Consider the following 20,938-nt stretch of genomic DNA (forward strand, 5'->3'; position numbering starts at 1 on the left):
CCCTTCCCCCTTTTTCGCGGAGGCACAGGGGGCGGCGGTGGTGCTCCTGGGCGTGGGTGGGGGGGCCGGGGGCAGGGCTTTTTTCCCCCCCGGGGCGGCCTGGCCCCCCCCCCCCGGCCCCCCGCGCTCCCACCGGGCCCTCACAAGGTCTGAGCCTGCGCAGTTACCTGTGGGAGCCGGCTTGCCGGCGATGGGGTGCCGGGCGGCCCCGGTTCATCAAGGGGTTGGCAACGCGAACCCCTCGATCCCCCGCCCCAGCTTCAGGGCCTGCGCATGCAGCACCTGCATCAGGTGCAGCGCCGAGTGCGAAGGTGGCTCGAAGCGCGAATAGACGAAACTGATGTCGAAGTGGATTTCGTCGGCCAGGGGGACCACCGTCAAGCCGCTGTCCTGCGCCACGAACTCGTCGATCAAGCTAATGCCCATGCCTTGCTTGACCAATGCCACAGCTTCGTTGGCATTGGTGAACGACAACAGCGACTCCAACTGCAGCCCGCGCTGGTGGATGTGTTCGGCCAGCAATTTGCCGAACGGCATGTCGGGCCTGAACAGCAGCAGGGCATGGCCTTGCAGTTGCTCCAGCGCCAGTGACGGATGCCGCGCCAAGGCATGCTCCGGCGGCATCACCACCACCATGCGCCCGCGCATGAACGCGCGTGAATGCAGGTGATCGTGGATCACCGGCAAGGCGGCAATCGACAGGTCGACCTTCTTCGACAGGATCTGGTTCGGCATTTCACCCATCAACGAGGTCTGCCACTCGATGTTCAGCGAGGGTGACTCACGCTTGAGTTGGGCCAGCGCAATCGGGATGACCACGGTCGACAGCGAGGCGCTGCACGAGATGCGCAGGTTACGGTGGCCGCCACTGCCCAGTGACAACGCACATTCATTGACCTCCAGCGCGGCCTGATATACCCGCTCGACTTCGCGGTACAGAATCTGCGCTTCGTGGGTCGGCACCAGGCGGTTGTTGATGCGCTCGAACAAGCGGTACGCCAGCCGCCCCTCGATGTACTGGATCAATTTGCTCACGGCCGGCTGCGACACGTAGAGCATCTTCGCCGCCGCGCTGATCGAGCCCGTCAACATCACCGCACGAAACACTTCCATGTGCCGCAGTTTGAACACCAGGTTGCGGGCTTCCGGGCCGTCATGGTCGAGGGGCATAAGCATTACCTTTGGTTATGGTCTTCGCCATCTGGGTATGAGCGCAGACGCCGGGCACGCAGTATCTTGAAGCCTGCCGAGTCGCCTTCGCGGCGCACAATAACAAGATCTGCAGGCAAGCGCAGCGGCGCTTGACGGGAGTGTTGCGTGAACATCTTCGATGAACCCAAGATCGATTGCCATAACCATTTGTTTGATCCCGCGCGCTTTCCCTACCACCCCGACGCGCCTTACGCCCCGTCCGGGCAGGAGGTCGCCACCCTTGAGCAATTCAACCGGGTGATGGACGCCTATGGCGTGCAGCATGCTTTGCTGGTGGGGCCGAACAGTGGCTACCACACCGACAATAGCTGCCTGCTGAGCGCGCTCGCCACTGGGCAGGGGCGTTTCAAGGGGGTGGCGGTGGTTAGCCCTCACATCACCCTGGATGCGCTGGCTACGTTGCAGGCGCAAGGGGTGGTCGGGGTGGCCTTCAACCCGGCGTTGTACGGTGTGGCGAGCCTGGATGCAGCCGACGGGTTGTTCGGCAAGCTCGCCGAGCTCGACCTGTTTGCGCAGATTCAGGTGTGCGAAGACCAGTTGCTGGCGCTGCGCGGGCTGCTTGAGCGCACGTCGGCGCGCGTGTTGATCGACCATTGCGGCCGCCCGGAGGTGAGCGCCGGTATTCACCAACCGGGTTTCCAGGCCTTGCTGCGGTTGGCCGCGAGCGGCCGGGCCAGCGTCAAGCTGTCCGGCATGCAGAAGTTCGCCTCGGCCGATGCGCTGCAGGCGCAGAGCAGTGCCTACGTTCATGCCCTGCTCGAAGCGTTTGGCCCACAGGCCTGCGTGTGGGGCTCCGATTGGCCGTTCATTCGCCAGCGCTCGCGGGTGGACTACGGGCCGCTGCTGAAACTGGCCGAGCAACTGATGCCAGATGCGCAACTGCGCCGCACCGTCATGTGGGACACGCCGCGACGTCTGTTCGGGTTTGCCTAGCGCACCGCCCTTTGCCATTCCAATAACAAGAGAGCAACCGTCATGAACACTGAACAGAACCTCGGTGTGGGGGCGTTCGACACGCCTGCACGCCTGCAACAACGTACCCGCACCCGCTTCATGATCCTGGCGCTGATCTCCGGCGGCACGATGATCAACTACCTCGACCGCAGCGTGATGGGCATAGCGGCGCCTAGCATCAGTGCCGACCTGGGCCTTAACGCCGCGATGATGGGCGTGATCTTCTCGGCGTTTTCCTGGACCTACGCGGCGGCCCAGATCCCCGGCGGGATCCTCATCGACCGGCTGGGCACCAAGTTCACGTACTGGCTGGCCTTGACGCTGTGGTCGCTGTTCACCGGCCTGCAAGGGTTGGCTCAGGGCTTTCTGTCGCTGTTGGGCATGCGTTTTCTGGTGGGGGTGACCGAAGCGCCGTGCTTCCCCACCAACAGCCGCGTGGTGGCGACCTGGTTCCCACAGAGTGAGCGGGCCAGGGCGACTGGCATTTACACCTTTGCCGAGTACACGGGGCTGGCGTTTCTTACGCCGCTGCTGTTCTGGGTACTGCACGCCTACGGCTGGCGTTTTCTGCTGATGGCGGTCGGGCTGATGGGCATCCTTTACGGCCTGGTCTGGTGGCGCAAGTACCATGAACCGCACCAGTCCACCACGGCGAACAAAGCCGAACTCGACTACATCGCAGCGGGCGGTGGCGTGGTCGACGGTGGCCAGAAAGCCACGGTATTCCGTTGGTCGCAGATCCCGGCTCTGCTTAAGCACCGCAACATGCTGGGCATCTGCCTGGGGCAGTTTGCCTGCAACTCGACCAACGTGTTCTTCCTGACCTGGTTCCCGACCTACCTGGTCACCGAGCGGCACATGCCGTGGCTGAAGGTTGGCTGGGTCGCGGTGCTGCCGTTCATCGCCGCCTCGCTGGGCACCCTGGTCGGTGGCTGGTTGTCCGATGCCTTGCTGCGCCGCGGCTACTCCTTGAACGTGGCGCGCAAGCTGCCAGTGATTGCCGGCCTGCTCACCGCGTCGGTGATCGTGCTGGCTAACTATGTCGAGTCCGACGCGCTGGTAATCGCCATTCTCTGCATCGCCTACTTCGCCCAAGGCATGTCGGCGCTGGCCTGGATGATCGTTTCCGACATCGCGCCAAAGGGCCTGCTGGGCTTGAGCGGTGGCCTGTTCAACCTGTTCGCCAACGCGGCGGGCATCGTCACCCCGTTGACCATCGGCATCATCGTTTCGATGACCGGGTCGTTCGTCTGGGCCTTGGCCTTCGTGTCGTCGATCACCGTCCTCGGTGCCCTGTGTTACCTGTTCATGGTGAGCGACCTGCGTCGTCTGCCAGACATCCCTAACCTCGAAAATGGAGCAAAGCAATGAGCCAATACCTGCAAGGGCAGACTGCAATCGTCACCGGCGGCATGCGTGGCATCGGCCTGGGGATTGCACAGCGGCTGCACGCCGCAGGTGCCCACGTGGTGATCTGGGACTTGGCGGTCGATGGCTGGGACACAGCCGAAAACGGCTTTGAGCCGGTGCTGCGCCAGTCTGTCGATGTTTCATCACTGGCGTCGGTGGAAGCGGCATTTGCCGACGTGCTTGCACACGTCGGGCAGGTCGAGATCCTGGTCAACAACGCCGGTATCAATGGCCCAGTGGTACCCGCCTGGGAATACCCGCCAGCGGCCTGGGACAAGGTCATCGCCATTGACCTGAATGGGGTGTTCTATTGCTGCCGCACCGCCATCCCGCACATGCGCGAGCGCGGCTACGGACGTATCGTCAACGTCGCCTCGATGGCGGGCAAGGATGGCGTGCAGTACATCTCGGCGTACTCGGCGGCCAAAGCAGGCGTGATCGCTTTCACCAAGGCCGCAGCCAAGGAGCTGGCGCAGGATGGCGTGCTGCTCAACTGCGTGGCGCCGGCGATGGTCGAAACGCCGCTGATGGCCGAAATGACCCCGGAGCACATCGCAGCGAGCAAGGCCAAGATCCCCATGGGGCGCTTCCTGAAGGTCGAGGAAATCGCCAACATGGTGAGCTGGATCGCCGGGCCAGAGTGCAGTTTCACCACCGGCTTCGTGTTCGACCTCAGTGGCGGGAGGGCGACCTATTGAGGGGCCTGGGCGTCGCTCACCTGACGGCACTGGACCTGGCGCCAGCCGTGCTGGTGCGCGAGGCGAGCCGTGCCGGCTTCAGCGCGGTGGGGCTGCGCCTGCATCCGGTGATGCCGGGTGCGCTGGCCTACCCGGTAACGGCGGGCAGCCTGGCGCTGCGTGAGCTCAAGGCGGTGATGGCGGGTGAGGGCGTACGGGTCGCTGATATCGAGTTCGTGTCATTGACGCCCGAGGTGGTGGTCGCCGATTACGAGCCTTTGCTGGCGGCAGGTGCGGAGCTGGGGGCGGTAAGCCTGACGGTGTCGGGCGATGATGCCGATGTCGCGCGGCTGACCGGGCATTTCGCGGCCTTGTGCGAGTTGGCAGGGGGTTATGGCGTGCGCGTGGACCTTGAATTCATGCGCTGGCGGCCGGTGGCGAACGTGCACCAGGCCTATACCGTGGTGGCAGGGGCGGGGCAGGACAACAGCAGCGTGCTGGTCGATGCCCTGCACCTGTTTCGCGCTGGTGCAGCGGTAGTGGACCTTGCCGGAATCGACCCGCGTTACTTGCGCGCCGTGCAATTGTGCGATGCCCCACTGCAGGCACCACCCGACAGCGGCATCATCCAGGAAGCGCGTGAGGGCAGGCAGTTGCCTGGCCACGGGCAACTGCCGTTGGTGCAGTTGCTCGCAGCCTTGCCCCGCGATATCAGCCTCAGCGTCGAGGTGCCGTCTGCCCACTTGCACGGGGCAGAGCGGCTAAGGGCAGCTGCACGAGTCACGCAGGCCTGGCTGAGCGGGGTGCCGGCAGGTCAGGCCTGATCCGGCACCACGGCGATGACATCGATTTCCATCAACCACTCGGCCTGGGCCAGGCCCGCCACCACCAGCCCGGTGGAGATCGGGAACACGCCTTTGAGCCATTTGCCGACTTCCTTGTACACCGGCTCGCGGAAGCGCGGGTCGGTGATGTAGGTGGTGGTCTTGACGATGTGCGACAGGTCCGAGCCGGCCTCCTCAAGCAGTTGCTTGACGTTTTTCATCGCCTGTTCGGCTTGTGCCCGAGGGTCGCCCAGGCCTACCAGGCGCCCTTCGAAGTCAGTACCCACCTGGCCGCGTACGTAGATGGTGTTGCCGGCGCGCACCGCCTGGCACAGGTCGTTGTCCAGGGTCTGATTAGGGTAGGTGACCTTGGTGTTGAACATGCGGATACGGGTATGGGTTGGCATCAGTGGGCTCCAAGGGTGCTGACGTTGCTGATCGTGGGTTGTTGTTGCTCATCCGCGGCACGTTGCTCGCTGTCGCGGTAGGCCAGGTAGGTCCGTTGCGTGGCGATGTGCCCGGCGACGTGCTTGGCGTCGTGCCACACGCCCCAGATGAACGACGAGCCGCGGCGTGACAGCCAGGGCAGGCCGAGGAAGTACACACCGGGTTCGCGGGCAACACCGCGTTGGTGTTGTGGCTTGCCGTTGGCGTCGAAGGTGTCGACCTGCAACCAGCTGAAGTCCACGCCGTAGCCGGTGGCCCAGATGATGGTGCTGACGCCGGCCTGGGCCAGGTCGAGTGTGTGCAGCGGCTTGCTCAGGCACTCAGGGTCGGGCAGTTGCTTGCGCGCCTCCGGCTCTTCAGGCAGGTCCAGGCCATTGCGTTCGATGTAGGCATCGGCGGCATCGAGCAGGGCCAGGTAGTTTTCGTCGCCACGGCGGATGTTGTCTGCCAGGTTGTCCTGGAAGGTGGCAATGCCATCGGCGAACGATTGGGTCAGGCCGACCAGGGTCATGCCTTGGTGGGCGAGGGCGCGGAAGTCCACGGTGTGGCCGCCGCGTGCGCCGCTGACAGCAATGGTCACGTGCTCGCGGCCAGGCTTGGCGATTTCTGCGTCCCACTCGCCCAGCACACCCAGCCACCAGCAGAAGTCGCGGTTGCGGTAGGCCCGCGGCGGGCGGTCATGGGCACCGACCGACAGGTATACCTGGCGCCCCGCGCGCATCAGTTCTTCGGCAATCTGCACGCCCGAAGAACCGGCGCCCACCACCAGCACGGCGCCGGCGGGCAGCTGCTCGGGGTTGTAGTAGGCGGCGGAGTGGATCTGGTGCAGGCGCTCGTCCTTTGGCGCGATGGCCGGGATCACCGGGCGCTGGAACGGGCCAGTGGCAGCAACCACGCGGTTGGCGCGGATCACGCCCTCGTTGGTTTCGATGGTGAAGCCTGGGCGATCGCTGTTGCGCACCACCTTCTTCACCTCGATGCCGGTGCGCACCGGCAGGTTGTACTTGCGCACGTACTGTTCGAAGTAGTCGGCAACCTGATCCTTGCCAGCGAAGGCATCGGCGTCGAGGTTGAATACCAGCCCAGGGAAGCGGTCGTGCCAGACCGGACCGTTGGCGACCAGCGAGTCCCAGCGGCCCGTACGCCAGGCTTCGGCGATGCGCTTGCGCTCCAGCACCAGGTGCGGCACGCCGAGCTTGTTCAGGTGTTCGCTCATGGCCACGCCGGCTTGGCCGGCGCCGACGACGAGGGTGTCGATTTCGAGGTTGTTCAAAGTCATGTCCGAGCCCTTTATCAGGCGGTTTTTGTCAGGTCGGTTTGGAGGACCGCCGTTGCCTGGGGCCAGACTAGGGACGCTGCGCAAATGGCGAAAATAGTATTTAGCTAGGGCTTGCCGATAAAACGGCGAAGGCCTTGATTCATAGGGCTTGCCGCGGTGCTTGAGGGGGATTTTTGATGCCGTTCGGGGTGGTGCGGGCGGCCTTAGTTTTTTCCTCTTCAAGCCCTCGGAAAAAGGTGGTTTCGCGCGCTGGAGGGTTCCACCCAGAATGCCCTGCATCGGACAGAACAACAGGAACCATCACATGACTTTCTCCATCATCGGTCGTTGCCAGGAAACCGGCCAAGTCGGTATCGCCATCAGCTCGTCGAGCATCGCGGTCGGGGCGCGTTGCCCCTGGGTGCGCGCAGGTGTGGGGGCGGTCGCAACGCAGAACATCACCTTGCCGGCATTGGGGCCGCAGTTGCTCGATGTGCTGGAGCAGGGCCAGTTGCCGCCGGCAGCTGCACTAGACAGGGTGCTGAACGCCAACGGCTGGAGCGAATACCGCCAGGTCACCGTGATCGACAGCCAGGGCCAGGTCGCGTTGTTCACCGGCAAGCAGGCGCTTGGGGTGCACAATGCCGTGGCCGGCGAGCAGTGCGCTGCTGCGGGTAACTTGCTGGCGTCCAAGCAGGTGATCGAGGCCATGGTGCACGCGTTTGAACAGGCCGGCGGACACCTGGCCGATCGCCTGTTGGCGGCCATGCAGGCGGCGATGGCGGCCGGGGGCGAGGCAGGGCCGGTGCATTCCGCAGCGCTGAAGATCGCCGGCGAGCTGACCTGGCCGCTGGTGGACCTGCGCGTCGATTGGGCCGATGAAGACCCGATCGGCCAGCTCGATGGCCTGTGGCAGGCCTATCGCCCTCAGATGCAGGACTACGTGACCCGCGCCCTCGACCCGACCGCGGCGCCAAGCTATGGAGTGCCGGGCAATGAATGAGCGCACCAGCCGCGCGTTGCTTGCCCGGCTGATCGGTTTTGCCACGGTCAGCCGCGATTCGAACCTGGCGCTGATCGGTTTCATCCGTGACTACCTGGCGGACCTCGGCGTGGAATGCGAGTTGTTCCATAACGCCGAGGGCACCAAGGCCAACCTGTTTGCCACCCTCGGCCCGCAGGACGTTGGCGGTGTAGTGCTTTCGGGGCACACCGATGTGGTGCCGGTTGACGGCCAGGCCTGGACGGTCGAGCCGTTTGCCTTGAGTGAGCGGGAGGGGCGCCTGTATGGGCGGGGTACTGCGGACATGAAGGGCTTCATCGCCTCGGTATTGGCCGCGGTCCCGGCGTTTCTCGCGCAGCCTTTGCGTATTCCGGTGCACCTCGCGTTCTCCTATGACGAAGAAGTGGGTTGCCTGGGCGTACGCTCGATGCTTGCGGCGCTTGCGCAGCGCCCACACAAGCCGCGGTTGTGCCTGATCGGCGAGCCGACCGAGCTCAAGCCAGTGCTGGGGCACAAGGGTAAGCTGGCAATGCGTTGCCAGGTGCACGGTGCTGCCTGTCACTCGGCTTATGCGCCTTATGGGGTGAACGCCATCGAGTACGCCGCGCGATTGATCGGCAAGCTGGGCGAGATCGGTGATGGTTTGGCGCAGCCTGAGCACCATGACACGCGTTTCGACCCGCCGTTTTCCACGGTACAGACCGGCGTGATCAAAGGTGGCAGGGCGTTGAATATCGTGCCCGAGGAATGCGAATTCGACTTCGAGGTGCGCGCATTGCCAGGGTTCGATGCTCAGGGGGTGGCTGACCAGTTGCAAGGCTACGCCGAGGCTGAGTTGCTGCCGCGCATGCGCGCCGTCAACCAGGGAGCCGATATTCGCCTTGAGGCGCTGAGTGCTTACCCGGGGCTGGCCACGCCGGCTGACAGCGAAGCGGCACGTTTGGTCGCCTTGCTCAGTGGTTCAGCGGCGTTCGGCACGGTCGCGTTTGGTACTGAAGGCGGCTTGTTCGACCAGGCCGGGATCCCGACGGTGGTCTGCGGGCCGGGGAGCATGGAGCAAGGGCACAAACCGGACGAGTTTGTCAGTGTCGAGCAGTTGCAGGGGTGCGATGAGATGCTGCTGCGTCTGGTGGTTTACCTGCGCGAAGGTTGAGTCATTTTTACCGGTTATGCATTCCTGGTAGGAGCAGCCTTGTGCTGCGAAGAGGCCCGTGACAGCAGAGAAAATTCACTGTGCTGTCACGGGCCTTTTCGCAGCACAAGGCTGCTCACAGGATGCGGGCAATGCCGTAATGAATCAGAACGTCGCCTTGACCTGGAGGCCCACTACCAGCGCATTGTCGATATCCTTGCCCGAGAACGCACCCGGCTCGATGATGTACTGCACATCCGGGCGCAGGTTCAGCCATGGCGTGGCCTGGTAGCCGTAGCTCAGTTCAATCAACTGCTCGGCGCTGTCGATGTTCGGGAACTGCTGCCCTGCGTTGAACGCAGCGTCTTCCAGCACATCGCGGCTACGCGGGTTCGGCACGGCGCGGCCATAGCCCAACGACAGGGTATCGCGCGGGCGGCCTTCGAACGGCTTGTACAGCACAACGCCGGTGCCATACCACTTGGTGAACGGCGAAGCGGCCTCGCTTGATGCCGAGTATTGGCCAAAGGCGTGCAGGCTGCGGCCTGGCGAGCTTGGATCACTCCACACGGCCTGGTCGACCAGCAGGTAATGGCCGCCGCGGCCGGACACTTCCTTGTCGCTGCCGATGCGTTTCACATCAGAGCTGTCGTAGTAGTAGCCCAGCTTGTACTCACCTGGCAGTTCGCCTTGCAGTTTGTACACCAGCTCAACCGGTACCACGGTACCTGTGGTGTGCTTGGGCCCCAGGTGCCAGGCACGGCTGGAATTGCCGTTGCTCTCGGGGTCGACGTTGAAGGCCGCGACACGCAGCTGCCAGGACGGCGACAGGTCGTATTTCACCCGCACGCCCAGGTGGGCGTTGGGGTAGTTGGTCCAGCCGCTGCCGCCCGACATGTTCAGTGGGTGGCCACAGAAGCCGGCGTTCATGAAGTTGCACAGGATGCCACTGTCCAAGCCGCCGAGGTCGTTGCCCATGGCCATGTAGCCGAGCTTGACGTTCAAGGCCGGGGTGAACAGAGTGCGCTCGTAGCTCAGTTCAGTCAGGCGGGTGTACAGGCCACCGTAGTTTTCCTGGATCGGCAAGCGGTTGCCCACCAGGTCTTCCGAGGCGCTGTTGCCGCGACGGTCGTTGATGGTCAACTGCACCTTGCCGCCTTTTTCCAGGCCGTACAGTTTCGACAGGTCGAACTGCACGCCCAGCTTGAGGTTCTGCGAGTAGCGGGCCGAACGGTGCAGGCCACCGTGGGCGTTGTAGGCGGTTTCACCGCTGTAGTCGCCGGTGAACTTGACGCCGTCTTCTTCCAGCTGATGGCGCAGGCCGCCCCAGTCACCGGTCAGGGTGTTGCGGGTCATCAGGTCGCCGTCGGCGAGGGCGGTGGTGCTGGCCAGGGCGAGCAGGAGGGGAGAAGTGATGCGAATTGCGGATGGCATTGCGGGGTCTCGGGTAGTGTTCTAGGGCCTCTTCGCGGGTGAACCCGCTCCTACAGGGCCTGCACCCTTTGCAAGTGCAGTGATCATCCTGTGGGAGCGGGTTCACCCGCGAAGCAGGCGACGCAGTCTTACGGCAGGGCGTAAGAAATCACATAGTCGCCACGGTCAGTCGACTGACGCGCGCCACCGGCGGTGATAACCACATACTGCTTGCCGGTTTTCGGCGAAACGTAGGTCATCGGGCCGCCCTGGCTGCCAACCGGCAGACGGGCCTTCCAGATTTCATTACCGTTGCTGCTGTCGTAGGCGCGCAGGTAGAAGTCCTGGGTGCCGGCGATGAACACCAGGCCGCCTTGGGTGGACAGTGTGCCGCCCAGGGTTGGCAGGCCAATCTTGATCGGCAGGTGCATGCGGATACCCAGCGGGCCGGTGTCCTCGACGGTGCCGACCGGGACCTGCCAGGCGATTTGGCGGGTCTTCATGTCAACCGCGGTCAGGGTGCCGAACGGCGGAGCCTGGCAAGGGATACCGGCGACCGACAGGAAGCGGTTCTTGTTCACGGCATACGGCGTGCCTTTGAGCGGTACGGCGCCCATGCCAGTGTTCAACGCTTCGCCACCGGAGGCCGCGTTGCCTTTGTTCTGCGAAGGGATCATCTGGATCCACAGGCCCAGACGCATGTCGTTGACGAAGATGAAGCCATGCACCGGGTCGGTGGAAATGCTGCCCCAGTTCATGCCGCCCAGCGAGCCTGGGAAACTCAGCGACAGGTCGGTGCCCGGCGCGGTGTACAGGCCGTCGTAGCGCATTTTCTTGAAGTCGATGCGGCACAGCAGCTGGTCATACGGGGTGGCGCCCCACATGTCCGACTCGGTCAGGGTCTGCGCGCCGATCTGCGGCATGCCCACCGATTTTGGTTGGGTCGGGGAGTACGGCTCGTTCGGGATGTTGCTCGGTTTGACCGGAACTTCGTCGACCTGGGTCAGCGGCTTGCCGGTTGCACGGTCAAGCACGTAAATCTGCCCGGCCTTGGTGCCGATCACCACCGCAGGCACGGTCTTGCCGTCATCCTTGGTGAAGTCGATCAGGCTTGGCTGCATTGGCAGGTCGAAGTCCCAGAGGTCGTTGTGAACGGTCTGGTACACCCACTTCTGGTTGCCGGTGGTGGCGTCCAGTGCCAGGACCGAAGCACCGTAGGTGTGGTCCAGCTTGTTGCGTTCTACGCCATAGATGTCGGTGGACGACGAACCCATCGGCAGGAACACGGTGTTCATTGCCGGGTCGTAGGACATCGGGGCCCAGCTGTTCGGGGTGCTGCGCACGTAGGTGCTGCCGTCGGCCGGGGCGCTGCGGTCTTCCGGGTTGCCTGGGTCGAAGGCCCAGCGCATGGCCCCGGTGATGACGTCGAAGCCACGGATGACGCCGCCTGGCATGTCGGTCTGAACGTTATCGGCAACGCGACCGCCAACCACCACGGTGGTACCGGCCATCAGTGGTGCGGACGACAGTTGGTAGAAGGAATCCGGCACATCGCCCAGGCCAGCCATGAGGTTGACCTGGCCGTTGTTGCCGAAGCCTTGGCAGAACTCACCGGTGTCGGCGTCGACGGCGATCAGGCGGCCGTCGATGGTGTTGGTCAGCAGGCGGCGCTGGCAGTTGGCACCGGCCGGGACAGTGGCCATGGCGATGGGCGAACTGTTCGGCTGGGTTGGTTGGGCCAACGGCGCGGTGGCGTCGAAGTAGGCCATGCCGCGGCAACGCTGCCAGACCTTGGACTGGGCGTTGATCTCGTTTTTCCACAGCTCTTTGCCGGTGTCGGCATCGAGGGCGATCAGGTTGTTGTGCGGGGTGCAGATGAACACCTTGTTGCCAACCTGCAGTGGGGTGAGTTGGTCCTCGGCACCGTTGCCGTCGCTGATGGCGACGTCACCGGTGTGGTAGGTCCAGGCCACCTTGAGCTTGTTGACGTTGTCGCGGTTGATCTGGTCCAGCGCGGCGAAGCGGCTGCCACCTTCGGTGTTGCCGTAGTGGGCCCAGTCTTTCTGCTCTTTGCCGGCTTCGACCGGGGTCATGCCAGGGCCTTTGCCGGTCGGAGCGACGCTTGGGTGAGCAACGAACATGTTGCCTGCGGCAATGACCAGTGCCACCGCCATCACACCTGCGAGGCCGTACGCGCCACGGCCAGCGGTGCCGCCGTTGGCACGTACCAGCAGGGGGTAGACCAGCGCCACGACCATGCCGATTGCGCCGAACATGAACACGCGCGAGAACAGCGGCCAGAACACCAGGCCGGTGTCGATCACGGCCCAGATTGCGGTACCGATCAGGAACAGGGCATACAGCCAGGCACCGGCGACCTTGCGGCGGGCGATGAGGATACCGGCGATGGCCATGGCCAGGCCGCCGATCAGGAAGTACCAGGAGCCGCCTAGGCCGGCCAGCTTGATACCGCCGGCGGCCAGGAGCAGGCCGAGCAGGGCGACGATAACGCCCAGGCCGACCAGAATGAGGGTTGTGGCGCCAGAGGCGCGCGGTGTTTCTTTCATGCCAGGGATCTCAGCAGGTGGAATGGGCGCAGTTTAAGCCCTTAGCAAGCTAATTAACAAGTTAGTACAAAGTTTTGTGAGGCTGATTGTCGCAGGGTTGAACTTGCCAAGGTGTTGGCAAAAGTCTAGATCAGGCAGCGAAAAATGCAGTAAACAAAGCGTTCATGGCAGATATGGAATCAGTACTCATACTTTGGTCGAGTCGTCGAAAAGCAACGTCTGCAGGGGCCACGCTGCGCCAGCAGGCCCCGATTGGACCGTTCAACACCTATTCCGGCCAAGGGCTGGCGCTGCTGTAGAACACGGCCAGCCATACTGTCGCGATGCCCGGCGCGGTCCATTCCACGCGGTGGCGATAATGCGCCGGTATATCGAGGCAGTCGCCGGGCTGCAGCAGCCGCGTATGGTTTTCATGCTCGAAGCGTAGGCCCGCGGCACCGCTCAGCAGCACGATCCACTCACCTTCGGCCTGGTCGTACCAGTACCCTGGCGGGCTGGATTGGCCGCTGGAAACAATGCGCTCGATGCGCACACCGGGGCGGCTGAGCAGTTCGTCGACGCGCTCGGCAGCGGTCGGGTCGCAGGGCGGCAGGGTGTTCAGCATGTTGAAGGGGGCCATCTGAAATCTCGTTCAAAGGGAGGTGCTTCCACTATGGACGTGATTGCGGGGGCGCGCGCTTCTTGACCATCCCAGCGGTTTGTAGGACTGTTCCGAGCTTTAAAAGACGGAAGACACATGGACAAGCTGCTGGCCATGAAGATGTTCGCGGCGACGGTCGATGCCCAGGGGTTTTCCGCGGCCGCGCGCACGCTTGGCGTGGCGACCTCGTCGGTGACCCGCCTGGTCGATGCACTGGAGGCCGAGTTGGGGGCCACCTTGTTAAACCGCTCGACGCGCCAGGTCAGCCTGACCGAGGCGGGCGCCCGTTACTACGCGCGGGCCCGGGGCATTTTCGAAGCGCTGGATGAAGCCGATGCCAGTGTCGCTGACAGGGGCGAGGAACCGGTCGGTGTACTGCGGCTGTGCCTGCCGGTGGAGTTCGGCCGGCGGGTGATTGCGCCGCACCTGGGGCCCTTTCTGGCCAAACACCCGGCACTTGAGCTGGACATCGACCTGAGCGACCGCCTGGACGACTTGCTCGATGGCCGTTACGACCTGTCTATCCGGCTGGGCGACCCTGCGCCCAATGACGAACTGGTGTGCCGCCCACTGGGCCGGTTCGAGCGTTGGCTGGTGGCCAGCCCGGGCTACCTGGCCGGGCGCGCAGCACTGGAGCACCCGCAGCAATTGCTGAAGCACGCCTGCCTGCGTTTTCGCTATGGGCAGAAGGCGCGCCCCTGGTGCATGACGCGGGGCCAGGAGGTGCTGGAACTGGACGTGAGCGGGCCGTTGCGCAGTGCCAATGCCGACCTGTTGCGCGAAACCGCGTTGGCTGGCAGCGGCATTGCCCTGCTGGCCGACTGGCTGGTGCGTGAGGACGTGGCCGATGGCGCGCTGCAGCGCGTGTTCGGCGACTGGCAGGCCAGCCCCGGTACTGCCAATGACCGGATCAACGCGCTTTACTTGCCCAACCATCGCGGGTCGCGCCGCGTGAACGCCTTCATCACCTTTTGCGAAGGCCTGTTGACGCACTGAGCTGCCAGCGTTGCGCAGGGTGCAAAGCCCTGTTGCGCACTGGCCGGATTCTCGCCTGCGGCACGTCTGGGTAAGGTGTGTGGCATATTCCGTCCCTTCTCGAGGAACATCGCATGAACCCCTCCCTAGCCGCAGAGCAGCCGTCGGCCACTGGCCTGAGCCGGGCCTTGGTGACCCTGCTGGCGTTCTGCTGCGGCGCCATCGTTGCCAATATCTACTATGCCCAGCCCATCGTTGGGCTGATCGCCCCCGACCTGGGCCTGTCCACTGAACGGGCCAGCCTGATCGTTTCCCTGACCCAGCTGGGCTATGCCCTGGGCCTGCTGTTACTGGTACCGCTGGCCGACCTGCTGGAAAACCGCCGCCTGATGATCGCTACCGCAGTGCTGGCCTGCGTCAGCCTTCTGTTGGCTGGCACCAGCAGCAGTGGCCAAGGGCAGCTGTTTCTGGGCTATGCGCTGTTGATCGGGTTCAGTTCGGTCGCGGTGCAGATGCTGATCCCCCTGGCAGCGCACCTGGCCCCTGAGCAACAGCGTGGCCGGGTGGTCGGCAACATCATGGGGGGGCTGCTGTTGGGCATTCTGCTGGCGCGGCCGGTGTCGAGCCTGGTAGCCGATCACTTCGGCTGGCGCACCGTGTTCATCGGCGCGGCGGGCGTGATGCTGGCAATCATCCTGTTGTTGGCGTTGACCCTGCCACGCCGAGTGCCGGAGCACAACGCCAGCTATGCCGGGCTGATGCTGTCGCTGGTCGCGTTGCTGCGCCGTTACCCGGTGCTGCGTCAACGGTCGCTGTATCAGGCGTTGATGTTCGCAGCGTTCAGCTTGTACTGGACGGCTGTACCCCTCGCGTTGGCGGGGGCGCATGGCCTGTCGCAGAGCCAGATCGCGCTGTTCGCCCTGGTAGGGGCGGTAGGGGCCGTGGCCGCGCCCATCGCCGGCCGCCTGGCCGATGCCGGGCATGCCCGTGCAGGCTCCCTGGTGGCCTTGGTACTGGCGCCTGTGGCGCTACTGGTCGGGCTGACGGCACCGGGCTTCAGCGTGATCGGCCTTGGGCTGACCGGTGTGTTGCTGGACTTCGCGGTGCAGATGAACATGGTGATTGGCCAGCGCGAAGTCTATGCGCTGGACCCGGCAAGCCGCGGGCGCCTGAACGCGGTGTACATGACCAGTATCTTCCTGGGCGGGGCGCTGGGTTCGTCGGTGGCCAGTGCCGTGTTTGCCCAGTATGGTTGGCAGGGGGTTGCGCTGGTGGGTGCCGGGCTGCCGGGTTTGGCGCTGTTGGTGTTCCTCCTGCAAGGGCGCCGCGGCTGAGCTGAATCAGCGCCCCAGTGGCAACGCCACGCCGATCACTGCGAACAAGCTGCCACAGCAGCGGTTGAACCCTTTGCCACCCTTGGCCAACCAAGGCCGGATGCGAAACGCCAAACGCGCGAGCCAGTATTCGACCAGGAACTCCACGCTGGCAAAGGTCGCCGCCATCACCACGAACTGCATCAACAGCCCCCGCTGCGGGTCGAGGAACTGCGGCAGAAACGCACCGTAGAACAGCAACACCTTGGGGTTGGCCATGGCCGACAGCAGGCCCTGACGAAACAGGCCCGCATTGCCCAGGCTGCGGGCCCGCTGCGTCACTTCAAGGTGCAGCGCCGGGCTGCGCCACAGCTGGATACCCAGCCAGACCAGGTAAGCGCCGCCCACCCATTTGAGTATGCCAAGCACTGCTGCAGAGGTTTGCAGCAGGGCACTGAGGCCGAACATCGCCAGGGCGATCAAGGCACTGAAGCCAACTACCCCGCCAACGATGGTGAACAGCGTACGGCGTGCGCCATACAGCGCGCCGTGGGTCAACGCGAGCAAGCTGTTGGGGCCTGGAGTCAGCGACAGGCCGATGCTGGCCAGCAGGTAGATAAGCCAGGTGTCGAGTGCCATGGGGGAGTGCCTGATAGGATTGAAGAACGCCAGTCTAGGGCACAACGCGTTTTTTCAAAGGTATGATCTAGACATTCGATGGTCTAATCTGGACGCGCTCTCATGCACCCTGATATCCGCTTGCTGATCCTGCCCCTGCCGGCGTTTGCCCTGCTGCCGTTCGGTGCATTTCTCGACAAGCTGCGTTTCAGCGCCGATGACGAAGACTACAGCCAGCAGCGCTATTGCAGCTGGACCCTGGCAGGCTTGACCCTCGACCCAGTGCCCGCGAGCAGTGGTGCGGTGGTGCAGGTGGAAGCCATTGCCGAACAGCTCGACATGGCCCATTACGACTACCTGGTGCTGTTCGGCGGCCGCAACGCCATGGCCACCGCTGAACTGGCACCGCGCTACAAGGCGTTGCTGAAGCGGGCTGCCAAGGCGGGTGTGAAGCTGGTGGCCGTCGACAACGCCGCCTTCCTCTTGGCCGCTTGCGGCCTGTTGGATGGGCATGACGTAGTGGTCCATTGGCGGCATGAAGCCGAGTTTCGAGCGACGTTCCCTCATCTGAAGGTACTGCGCGACCAGCTCTATCACATTCAAGGTGGGCGCATTACCTGCGCGGGAGGGACCGCGGCAATCGACCTGGCGGTAGAACTGCTGTCGCGTGCCTGTGGCCGGGCTCGGGCGCTGAAGGGCTTGGCCGACATGTTGGTGGACGAGACGCGCGACAGCCGCCATGCCTTGCGTTCGTTGGAGCCGGGGGGAGGGCACGGCCGAGCGGTGCAGCGTGCCCTGGCGTTGATGCGGCATCACCTGGGTTCACCGTTGTCGATCGAGCAACTGGCGGCAGAGCTGTGCATCAGCCGGCGTCAGCTGGATCGTCAATTCCAGGCCAGCCACGGGATGAGCGCCAAGGCCTGGTGGTTGGAAATGCGCTTGCAGCAAGCGCGCTGGCGGTTGCTCAATTCCCGCCACGGCCTGGCGCAGATTGCCGATGAAGTGGGGTTGGGGGATGCCAGCCACCTGGGTAAATGCGTGCGGCGGCGCTTTGGCTGTACGGCACTGCAACTGCGCGAGGGTGCCGCTGTTGCCTGAGCGGCCGCATCGCCCGCCCGGGCTGTTCTGGCTTTTACTGCGGTGTGCCAAACATCCCCGTCCAGTAGATCCCCGCATCACTCTTCGGGTCGACGGCATAGGCCGCCCCTAGCTCGCGATAATCCGGGTTCATCAGGGTCGCGCAATGCCCAGGGCTGGCCAGCCAGGCGTCGACCACCTTATGCGCGGTGTCGCGGCCTGCAGCGATGTTTTCGCCGATCTGCTGATACAAGTAACCCGCCAGCTCGGCCCGATCGCCAGGGGTGCGGCCGTCGCGGTCGATATGGTCGAAAAAGTTCTGGTTGGCCATGGCCCGCGTATGGTTGGCGGCAACGCCGGCCAATACGGTGCTCCAGCTCAGCGCGGGCGCGGCGGCAAACGGCTGGCCGCCGCATTGGCGCGGCACCTTGCGCGCAGCGTTGATTTCTTGCAGCACCTTTTGCCCTTCAGCCTGCCAATCCCCCAGGCGGCTGCTGAGCAGCGGTCGGGCAAGGACGATGCGCCAGTCGCGGCCTTCCTGGCTAACACCGATGTCGACGAACTGCGGGTCGAGCACCACCTGGCAGAAGCTCTCCTCGATGGCATGCATGGCCGCGCGCGCATCGCGCGGGCCCGAGAGGCTGATGGCCTGCACGTTCACCATCGGGTAGGCGGCGCGGGACATGGCCTGTTGCAAGTCGCGGGTGCCCTCGGGCGACAGCGCCAGGCGGGTGTCGCTGTTGAGTGGCGGCAGCTCCAGCGACGCCTCGCCACCACAGGGCTGGGCCTTGCTGCGGTAGACGTTGATCGATTCGATCAGTTGCGCCTCCTCGCCGGTGACGGCCAAGGCCCCGGTCGAGACGACCAGGCCCAGCGACAAGGCGGCAACAGATGACAGGACGCGCATGTGAATCTCCCTATGACTGGCAGCGTCGGGGTAAGCGCTGCTCATCCTACACAAGCACAGGGTTTTTGGCCCAGTCCCGTGCAAAGCAATACAAACGACGGCAATCGTTGCAGGCGGCATAAGAGGAAGTAGACCGCTGGGCGCGCAAAAAGTGCGATCACTTGTTAATTATTCGTAACTTCAGCTGGAAACAATTCGCAATCGCGATTAATTTATGTCCTCCACCCCACGTTGCCAGGAAGGCGTCCATCCGATACCCAGGAGCCTTTCATGGCACGACCCCGTCATTATCAATCGACCTTTCTCGCTGTCTGCTGTTCCGTTGCTGTTACTGCACAGGCGGCTGATGGCGTGATCCAGCTGGATGCCACTGCTATCGACGCCGAGTCTGCCAAGGTCAAGGGCGAACTCCCGCAAGCCTTTGCCGGTGGGCAGGTCGCGCGGGGCGGGCAGATGGGCGTGCTGGGCAATCAGGACATGATGGACGTGCCGTTCACCATGACCAGCTACACCGCGCAATTGATCGAGGACCAGCAGGCCGAGGATATTGGCGATGTGCTGCTCAACGACCCGTCCGTGCGCCAGTCGTTTGGCTTCGGCAACCAGTCGCAGGTTTTCGTCATCCGCGGGTTGCCACTCAGCGGTGATGATGTGGCGTTCAATGGCCTGTATGGCGTGTTGCCCAGGCAGATGATCTCAACCGATGCGGTAGAGCGGGTCGAGGTATTCAAGGGGCCCAACGCCTTCCTTAACGGCGCCAGCCCGACCGGAACCGGCCTGGGTGGTAACGTCAACCTGCAGCCCAAGCGTGCCGGTGATGTACCCACGCGTCGCTACACCCAAGACATCAGCAGCGACGGCCGCGTTGGCGAACACCTGGACATCGGCCAGCGTTTCGGTGAGGACAACCGCTTTGGCGTGCGCCTGAACCTGTCGCAACGTGAAGGCGAAACCGCAGTCGACGACCAGGATCAACGCAGCAAGCTGTTCATTGCCGGCCTTGACTACCGGGGCGACAACTTCCGCCTGTCTACCGACTTCGGCTACCAGAAGCAGCGCGTCAACCACCTGCGTAACTCGGTGCGCCTGGGGGCCGGCCTTACTGATATCCCGCGGGCGCCGGATGCCGACCACAACTATGGCCAGGACTGGGCCTGGACTGAAACCGAAGACACGTTCGGCATGGCCCGGGGCGACTACGACTTCAACGACAATTGGAGCGGCTACCTGGCCGGTGGCGTCAAGCACACCCATGAGAACGGCTTCTACGGCACGCCGATCCTGACCAACGCCGCCACCGGCGACGCCACCATCGCCGGTTCGAAAATCCCCCACAATGAAGACAACACCACCTTCATGGGTGGCATCAACGGCCGCGTGCAGACCGGCCCGGTCAGCCATCAGCTGAACATCGGTGCGGCCAGCATCTGGACCCAGCAAGAAAATGCGTTCGTCTTCTACAACGCGCAGGCCACCAACCTCTATCACACTGACCCGCTGCCCAAGCCCACCACCCCAACCTTTACCGGTGGCAAGTTAGATGACCCTGGGGTGACCGGCAAGACGCGCAACCGCAGCATTGCGGTGTCCGATACGCTGGGCCTGTTCGACGATAGCCTGCTGGTCACGGTGGGGGTGAGGCGCCAGCAATTGCGGGTCGAAGGGTATGCCTATGACGGCGAGGGCGCGGACCTTGGGCGCAACGCGTTCTACGACGAGTCGGTGACCACGCCTGTCTACGGCATCGTCTACAAGCTCAACCCGTCGATCTCGCTGTACGCCAACCGCATCGAGGGCCTGGCGCAGGGCGCGACGGCGTCGGGGCAGGTCATCAACGCCGGGGAAGTGTTCCCACCCGCCAAGACCAAGCAGGTCGAAGCAGGGGTCAAGCTCGACTACCAGACCTTCGGTGCCAACCTGGCGCTGTTCCGTATCGAGCGGCCCACCGACGGCTTTGTTCAGGGCAATGTATTCGTCCAGGACGGCGAGCAGGTAAACAAGGGCGTTGAGCTGAGCGTGTTTGGCGAGCCGCTGCAGGGGCTGCGCCTGATGGCCGGCGGCACCCGCATGGACACAGAACTGAAAAACACCCAGAACGGTACCAATGATGGCAACCATGCGGTCGGTGTACCGACCTTCCAGCTCAACGCCAGCGTCGACTGGGACGTGCCTGGCCTGCAAGGCGTAGCGCTTAATGCCCGCATGCTGCGCACCGGTGGCCAGTACGCCAACCCGGCCAACACGCTCACCCTGCCAACCTGGAACCGCTTCGATGTAGGCGCACGTTACCGGTTCAAGGTGCAGCAGAAAGAGGTCACCTTGCGGGTGAACGTGGAGAACCTCACCGACAAGAACTATTGGGCCTCGGCCAACGGCGGCTACCTGACCCAAGGCGACCCGCGCCTGGTCAAGTTCTCCGGCTCGATAGACTTCTGACGCTCACTGTAGGAGCAGCCTTGTGCTGCGAAGAGGCCGGTGAAAGCAGCGAAGATTCACTGTGCTTTCACCGGC

General features: G+C 63.9%; 18 protein-coding genes. 10 read left to right on the top strand and 8 right to left on the bottom strand.

Going from position 1 to position 20,938, the window contains the following annotated elements:
* Positions 1–216 precede the first annotated feature (216 nt).
* Positions 217–1,170: a LysR family transcriptional regulator gene (locus tag OO306_RS24905; RefSeq protein ID WP_265970148.1), complete on the bottom strand. Its 954-nt coding sequence runs from the start codon at positions 1,168–1,170 to the stop codon at positions 217–219.
* 147 nt (positions 1,171–1,317) lie between these two features.
* Here OO306_RS24905 and OO306_RS24910 point away from each other — a divergent pair, with 147 nt between their 5' ends.
* Genes OO306_RS24910 through OO306_RS24925 form a run of 4 tightly spaced genes read left to right on the top strand, consistent with a single transcriptional unit; the run spans position 1,318 to position 5,077 of the window.
* Positions 1,318–2,145 (top strand): amidohydrolase, encoded by an 828-nt coding sequence (locus OO306_RS24910; RefSeq protein ID WP_265970149.1) that lies wholly within the window; start codon positions 1,318–1,320, stop codon positions 2,143–2,145.
* Between the two features lie 42 nt (positions 2,146–2,187).
* Positions 2,188–3,537 (top strand): MFS transporter, encoded by a 1,350-nt coding sequence (locus OO306_RS24915; RefSeq protein WP_085274278.1) that lies wholly within the window; start codon positions 2,188–2,190, stop codon positions 3,535–3,537.
* A complete protein-coding gene (locus OO306_RS24920; RefSeq protein WP_027593583.1) occupies positions 3,534–4,274 on the top strand; it encodes an SDR family NAD(P)-dependent oxidoreductase in 741 nt (246 codons plus the stop codon). The genes OO306_RS24915 and OO306_RS24920 overlap by 4 nt, the downstream gene beginning before the upstream one ends.
* Entirely contained in the window at positions 4,271–5,077 is an 807-nt protein-coding gene (locus OO306_RS24925; protein ID WP_265970150.1) for a sugar phosphate isomerase/epimerase, read from the top strand. Before OO306_RS24920 ends, OO306_RS24925 begins: the two co-directional genes overlap by 4 nt.
* Here the strand turns inward: OO306_RS24925 and OO306_RS24930 are convergent.
* Together OO306_RS24930 and OO306_RS24935 are read right to left on the bottom strand one after the other, a co-directional pair.
* A complete protein-coding gene (locus OO306_RS24930) occupies positions 5,068–5,484 on the bottom strand; it encodes a RidA family protein (protein ID WP_027593581.1) in 417 nt (138 codons plus the stop codon). The two genes, OO306_RS24925 and OO306_RS24930, sit on opposite strands and share 10 nt — an antisense overlap.
* Positions 5,484–6,803: an NAD(P)/FAD-dependent oxidoreductase gene (locus OO306_RS24935; protein ID WP_265970151.1), complete on the bottom strand. Its 1,320-nt coding sequence runs from the start codon at positions 6,801–6,803 to the stop codon at positions 5,484–5,486. The genes OO306_RS24930 and OO306_RS24935 overlap by 1 nt, the downstream gene beginning before the upstream one ends.
* A gap of 304 nt (positions 6,804–7,107) precedes the next feature.
* Here OO306_RS24935 and OO306_RS24940 point away from each other — a divergent pair, with 304 nt between their 5' ends.
* Positions 7,108–7,785, top strand: coding sequence for a DUF1028 domain-containing protein (locus tag OO306_RS24940; protein WP_099429103.1), 678 nt, complete (start codon positions 7,108–7,110; stop codon positions 7,783–7,785).
* Complete coding sequence (gene argE / locus OO306_RS24945; protein ID WP_265970152.1) at positions 7,778–8,938, top strand: acetylornithine deacetylase; 1,161 nt, start codon at positions 7,778–7,780, stop codon at positions 8,936–8,938. The genes OO306_RS24940 and argE overlap by 8 nt, the downstream gene beginning before the upstream one ends.
* A gap of 144 nt (positions 8,939–9,082) precedes the next feature.
* Here argE and OO306_RS24950 read toward each other — a convergent pair whose 3' ends face one another.
* From OO306_RS24950 to OO306_RS24960, 3 genes are all read right to left on the bottom strand, one after another.
* Positions 9,083–10,351 (bottom strand): carbohydrate porin, encoded by a 1,269-nt coding sequence (locus OO306_RS24950; protein WP_265970153.1) that lies wholly within the window; start codon positions 10,349–10,351, stop codon positions 9,083–9,085.
* A 128-nt stretch (positions 10,352–10,479) separates the two neighbouring features.
* A complete protein-coding gene (locus OO306_RS24955) occupies positions 10,480–12,897 on the bottom strand; it encodes a glucose/quinate/shikimate family membrane-bound PQQ-dependent dehydrogenase (protein WP_099429106.1) in 2,418 nt (805 codons plus the stop codon).
* A 268-nt stretch (positions 12,898–13,165) separates the two neighbouring features.
* Entirely contained in the window at positions 13,166–13,516 is a 351-nt protein-coding gene (locus OO306_RS24960) for a cupin domain-containing protein (RefSeq protein ID WP_099429107.1), read from the bottom strand.
* 117 nt (positions 13,517–13,633) lie between these two features.
* On the opposite strand from OO306_RS24960, the gene OO306_RS24965 reads away from it, so the two are divergent.
* A complete protein-coding gene (locus OO306_RS24965) occupies positions 13,634–14,533 on the top strand; it encodes a LysR family transcriptional regulator (protein ID WP_265970154.1) in 900 nt (299 codons plus the stop codon).
* A gap of 113 nt (positions 14,534–14,646) precedes the next feature.
* Positions 14,647–15,846, top strand: coding sequence for an MFS transporter (locus OO306_RS24970; RefSeq protein WP_099429109.1), 1,200 nt, complete (start codon positions 14,647–14,649; stop codon positions 15,844–15,846).
* Positions 15,847–15,852: 6 nt separating this feature from the next.
* On the opposite strand, the gene OO306_RS24975 is transcribed toward OO306_RS24970, so the two are convergent.
* Positions 15,853–16,464 carry a LysE family translocator gene (locus tag OO306_RS24975; RefSeq protein ID WP_085274275.1) on the bottom strand — a complete coding sequence of 204 codons (612 nt, stop codon included), beginning with the start codon at positions 16,462–16,464 and terminating at the stop codon, positions 15,853–15,855.
* Positions 16,465–16,566: 102 nt separating this feature from the next.
* Here OO306_RS24975 and OO306_RS24980 point away from each other — a divergent pair, with 102 nt between their 5' ends.
* Positions 16,567–17,541, top strand: a complete 975-nt coding sequence (locus OO306_RS24980) for a GlxA family transcriptional regulator (protein ID WP_265970155.1) — start codon at positions 16,567–16,569, stop codon at positions 17,539–17,541.
* A 34-nt stretch (positions 17,542–17,575) separates the two neighbouring features.
* On the opposite strand, the gene OO306_RS24985 is transcribed toward OO306_RS24980, so the two are convergent.
* Positions 17,576–18,427 (bottom strand): CAP domain-containing protein, encoded by an 852-nt coding sequence (locus OO306_RS24985; RefSeq protein WP_265970156.1) that lies wholly within the window; start codon positions 18,425–18,427, stop codon positions 17,576–17,578.
* Between the two features lie 270 nt (positions 18,428–18,697).
* On the opposite strand from OO306_RS24985, the gene OO306_RS24990 reads away from it, so the two are divergent.
* A complete protein-coding gene (locus tag OO306_RS24990; protein WP_238213284.1) occupies positions 18,698–20,863 on the top strand; it encodes a TonB-dependent siderophore receptor in 2,166 nt (721 codons plus the stop codon).
* Positions 20,864–20,938 lie beyond the last annotated feature (75 nt).

It is taken from the genome of Pseudomonas sp. DCB_AW (genome assembly GCF_026240895.1).
Classification (GTDB): domain Bacteria; phylum Pseudomonadota; class Gammaproteobacteria; order Pseudomonadales; family Pseudomonadaceae; genus Aquipseudomonas; species Aquipseudomonas kermanshahensis.